The organism is Tistlia sp., from assembly GCF_040905785.1.
Lineage (GTDB): Bacteria > Pseudomonadota > Alphaproteobacteria > Kiloniellales > DSM-21159 > Tistlia.
Window position 1 is genome coordinate 1 of sequence record NZ_JBBDQW010000059.1, and the last position, 4,784, is coordinate 4,784.

At 71.3% G+C, this 4,784-nt stretch carries 4 protein-coding genes; 1 reads left to right on the top strand and 3 read right to left on the bottom strand.

Annotation, left to right across the window (positions count from 1 at the left end; genetic code table 11):
• Window positions 1-185: 185 nt before the first annotated feature.
• Window positions 186-1,340 (top strand): tetratricopeptide repeat protein, encoded by a 1,155-nt coding sequence (locus tag WD341_RS13535; RefSeq protein WP_368425995.1) that lies wholly within the window; start codon window positions 186-188, stop codon window positions 1,338-1,340.
• Window positions 1,341-1,418: 78 nt separating this feature from the next.
• Here WD341_RS13535 and WD341_RS13540 read toward each other — a convergent pair whose 3' ends face one another.
• The 3 genes from WD341_RS13540 to WD341_RS13550 all read right to left on the bottom strand — a co-directional run bounded on the left by WD341_RS13540 (window position 1,419) and on the right by WD341_RS13550 (window position 4,473).
• Entirely contained in the window at window positions 1,419-3,188 is a 1,770-nt protein-coding gene (locus WD341_RS13540) for a SulP family inorganic anion transporter (protein WP_368425996.1), read from the bottom strand.
• 160 nt (window positions 3,189-3,348) lie between these two features.
• Window positions 3,349-3,531, bottom strand: a complete 183-nt coding sequence (locus tag WD341_RS13545; RefSeq protein WP_368425997.1) for a sulfur transferase domain-containing protein — start codon at window positions 3,529-3,531, stop codon at window positions 3,349-3,351.
• Window positions 3,532-3,585: 54 nt separating this feature from the next.
• The gene (locus WD341_RS13550) at window positions 3,586-4,473 is read right to left on the bottom strand and encodes an MBL fold metallo-hydrolase (protein WP_368425998.1); all 888 of its coding nucleotides are present in this window, start codon (window positions 4,471-4,473) and stop codon (window positions 3,586-3,588) included.
• Window positions 4,474-4,784: the final 311 nt, after the last annotated feature.

Here is a 4,784-nt window from a genome sequence, read left to right on the forward strand (position 1 = left end):
TATCGCCGCACAGGCCGCGTCGAAGCGCTTGCCCGATGCGCCGCATCGCGCTGCGCGCTTCTCCTTGCCTGTCCGACGATGACCCACGTGACGACCCCTTCCAGTATGGAGAAATCCAGGCTAAAGGCTACGCCCGGCAGGTGCGCTGGTTCCGCCGGCGCGCGGAATCGTCTAAGCCTGACGCCATGACCGACGCCGCCGAGGACCGCCGACGCCGCGCCCTGGCGCTCTCGACCGAGGGCCGGCACGAGGAGGCCGTGGCGCTGCTGGGGCCGGTCGCGGAGGCGCCGACAGCGGGTCCGGCCGACCTGCTGATCCTCGGGCTGGTGCTGTCCAACGCCGGCAAGGCGCGCGAGGCGGCGCAGGTGCTCTTCCGCGGCACCCGGCGCTTTCCCCAGGCGGCGGCCCTGCACGAGAACCTGGGCGTGCTGCTGATCGCGCTCGGTGGCTTTCCCCAGGCGGTGACCGCCCTGACTCGGGCCCTCGAGACGGGCGCGGACAACCCGAACATCCACGACGGCCTCTGCACCTGCTTCGCAGAGCTCGGCGACCTCGAGGCGGCGCGGCGCCACGGGGTCGCGGCGCTGGAGGCCAAGGACCGCCAGGCCCGCGAGAGCGGGCCTGTGCATCCCCTGCCGGAGCCGCCGCCGCCCTTCGACCCGACGACGCCCGGGCGCAACCTCATCGCCTTCAGCCTGTGGGGCGACAAGGAGCTCTACTGCCAGGGCGCGCTGAGGAACGCCCGCCTGATTCCCGAGCTCTATCCCGGCTGGACCGCGCGCTTCTACTGCGACGAGACGGTGCCGGAGGCGCTGCGCGCGGCCCTGGCCGGGGAGGGCGCCGAGGTCGTGCTGCGGCCGCGCCCGCAGCGCCTCTACGAAGGCCTGCTCTGGCGCTTCGAGCCGGTCGGCGACCCGGCGGTCGCCCGATTCCTGGTGCGCGACGCCGACTCCCTGGTCTCGGTGCAGGAGCGGGTCGCCGTCGACGCCTGGCTGGCCAGCGGCCGGCACTTCCACGTCATGCGCGACTGGCCGACCCACACCGACCTGATCCTGGCCGGCCTGTGGGGCGGCGTCGGCGGCGTCCTGCCGCCGGTCGCCGAGCTGGTCCGCGACTTCACGCCGTTCCGCGCGGCCAACCTGCACTTCGACCAGGACCTGCTGCGCATCGTGGCCTGGCCGACCGTGCGCCAGTCCGTGCTGATCCACGACAGTTACTTCGACTGCCTGGGCAGCGAGCCCTTCCCGGCGCTCGGCCGCCTGCCCCCCGGCTGGCGCGTCGGCCAGACCTGGACCGGCCGCCAGGTCAAGGCGGAGGAGCCCATCGACCGCCGGCGGTAGGGCGCCGTGCCGGCCGGCCGCCGACGCCTCCCTTCCGTCGCCCGCGCACGCGACGAGGACTCCCTGGCGGCGCCTTCGTCAGCCGTCGCCGGAGGCCAGCTGGAGCGCCGCCGGCGCGCTGCTGCGCGCGCGCTCGCTCGCCTCGGGATCGAGCGTGCGCAGCGCCGCGTGCTGGCTGAGGAAGACCTCGCCGGTCAGGTGCTCGAAGAAGTCCGAATGCTGGAGGCGGTCCATGACCGGCCCCTTGACCTCCGAGAGATGCAGCGTCACCCCCGCCGTCTCCAGGCGGTCGGCGATCGCCTCCAGGCTCTCCAGGGCACTGGCGTCGATGAAGTTCACCGCCGGGCACATCAGGACGACGTGCGCGACCTTGGGCCGGGCGGCGACCAGCTGCAGGATCCGCTCCTCCAGGAAGCGGCTGTTGGCGAAATAGAGGCTCTCGTCGACGCGGATCGTCAGCACCGTCTCGCTCTCGACCACCTTGTGGCGCTCGACGTTGCGGAAGTGCTCGCTGCCCGGCACCTGGCCGACCACCGCGATGTGGGGGCGCGTCGTGCGCCAGAGGAACAGCGCGATCGACAGCAGGATGCCGGCCAGGATGCCGGCTTCGACGCCGACGCCGAGGACCACGACGATGGTCGCCGCCATGGCCGTGAAGTCGCCCTTCGAGTAGCGCCAAGTCCGCCGGATCGCACCGAGGTCGACCAGCGACAACACGGCGACGACGATGGTCGCGGCCAGCACCGCCTGCGGCAGGAAGAAGAACAGCGGCGTCAGGAAGGCCGCGGTCACGGCGATCAGCACGGCGGTGACGACGCCGGCCAGCGGCGTCTGGGCGCCGGCCGCGAAGTTGACGACGGAGCGGGCGAAGCCGCCGGTCACCGGATAGCCGCCGGTCACCGCGGCGGCCAGGTTGGCGGCGCCCAGGCCGACCAGCTCCTGGTTGGCGTCGATGCGCTGGCGGCGCTTGGCGGCCAGGGTTTCGGCGACCGAGACGGTCTCGACGAAGCCGACCAGGCTGATCAGCGCCGCCGCCGGCAGCAGGTCCAGCCACAGCTCGGCGTCGATCGCGGGAACGGTCAGGGGCGGCAGGCCGCGCGGGATCTCGCCGACCACCGCGACGCCGGCCGCCTCGAGGCCGAGCAGGCGCACGGCGAGGATGCCGACGACGACGGCGGCGACCGGCCCGGCCTTGGCGACGAAGTCGGCCAGGCGCGGCCCGAGGCCGGCGCGGGTCAGTAGCGGCTTCAGGCGGCCGCGGACCCAGAACAGGAAGGCGATCGCAGCGCCGCCGATCGCCAGGGTCGGCAGGTTGAGCCGCCCGAGGTTCCCGGCCAGGCTCGGCAGGATCTCGGCGAGGCTGTGGCCGACGACCGGCACGCCGAGGATGTGCTTCATCTGGCTGATCGCGATCAGCACGGCCGAGGCGCTGATGAAGCCGGAGATCACCGGGTGGCTCAGCAGGTTGGCGATCGCGCCCAGGCGCGCCAGGCCGAGCGCCAGCAGGAACAGCCCGGACAGCAGGGCGAGCGCCAGCGCCGCGGCCAGGTACTCCGGCGACCCGGGCGCGGCGACCTTGCTGACCGAGGCCGCGGTCATCAGCGAGACTACGGCGACCGGCCCGACCGCGAGGGTGCGGCTGCTGCCGAAGGCGGCGTAGGCGACCAGCGGCAGGATGCTGGCGTAGAGCCCGACCTGCGGCGGCAGGCCGGCCAGCAGGGCGTAGGCGAGGCTCTGCGGGATCAGCATGATCGTGACGATCACGCCGGCCAGCAGGTCGCTGGTCAGGTCGCTTCGCCGGTAGTCGCGCAGCCAGCCGAGGGCGGGGAAGAGGCGCTCGAGCTTCATTACAAGGTTCCGGACGGCGGCTTGCCCTCACCCGGAATCCGCAAACGCGGAGTCCGACCTCTCCCCCGAAGGGAGAGGTGAGGCGATCCTGAACGACACCTCTCCCATCGCGAGAGGTCGAAGGACGCCGCCGGGCGCCCTTCGGGTGAGGGCAGGGCGTTCACGCGGGCCTCTTCTTCTCGGCCTCGGCGATGCGCCCGCCCGCGGGCTGGTCCTCCGACTCGCCGTCGGGGCGGTTGCAGACGACCGACTGGAATCCCTGTGCGGCGGCGATGCCGAGGTCGGTCTCGTTGAGCTGGGGCGACACCGAGATGAAGGGCGTCAGCCGTGCGATCTTCTCCACCGGGCCTTCCTCCTGACCGTCTGGTCCGCCTTCGGCCGCCGTCGCGGCGGCCCCCTACAGCGCGTCGACCGGGATCTTCAGGTAATGGACGCCGTTGTCCTCGGCCGGCGGCAACTCGCCGGCGCGCATGTTGACCTGCACCGATGGCAGGATCAGCACGGGCATCGCGAGGGTCTTGTCGCGCTCCGTGCGCATTCGCACGAACTCCTCTTCGCCGAGGCCGTCGCGCACGTGGATGTTGCGCTCGCGCTCCTCGCCGACCGTGGTCTGCCAGACGTACTCATCGCGGCCCTTGGCCTTGTAGTCGTGGCAGAGGAACAGGCGGGTCTTGGCGGGCAGCGACAGCACCTTGTGGATCGAGCGGTAGAGCGTGCGCGCATCGCCGCCGGGGAAGTCGCAGCGCGCCGTGCCGTAGTCCGGCATGAACAGCGTGTCGCCGACGAAGGCGGCGTCGCCGATCACGTAGGTCAGGCAGGCCGGCGTGTGGCCGGGCGTGTGCAGGACCCGCGTCTCCATGCCGCCGATCCGGAAGGTCTCGCCGTCCTTGAACAGGTGGTCGAACTGCGAGCCGTCGGTCCGGAACGCGGGCTCGGCGTTGAAGACCTTGCCGAAGACCTGCTGCACCGTCGTGATGTGCTCGCCGATCGCGGTCCTGCCGCCGAGCCGCTTCTTCAGGTAGGGCGCCGCGCTCAGGTGGTCGGCGTGTGCGTGGGTTTCCAGCAGCCAGTCGACCTTCAGGCTCTCGGCCTCGACGTAGGCGATCACCGCGTCGGCCGAGGCCGTCTTCGTGCGGCCCGACTTGGGGTCGTAGTCGAGCACGGAGTCGAGGATCGCGCAGCGCCGGGTCTCGGGATCGACCACCACGTGGGTCGCCGTGAAGGTCGCCTCGTCGAAGAAGCTCTTGACCTGGGGCTTCACCAGAACCGGAACGTTGGCCGTCATCTCTTTCCTCCCGTCGTGGGTCGCGCTTGGGTGCACACGAATGCATATGTGCATAGATATCGAAATGTGAATATGTCGGGCCGCGGCATCCCGCCGCGCTCTCGGGAAGGCTAGCCAGGCTAGGGGAGGACGGACCGGCCGACCTTGATCCGGATCAATCGACGCGGGTGAAGGGGCTATCCTCTCCCAAGCGGGGCCGCCGTCTCTTCCTCACGCCCCATGGTTCGACAAGCTCACCATGAAGCGCGACCTGAAAGCCTGCGCAGACGCTTCCATCGCTTCGTAGTGAGCTTGTCGAACCATGCAAGCGC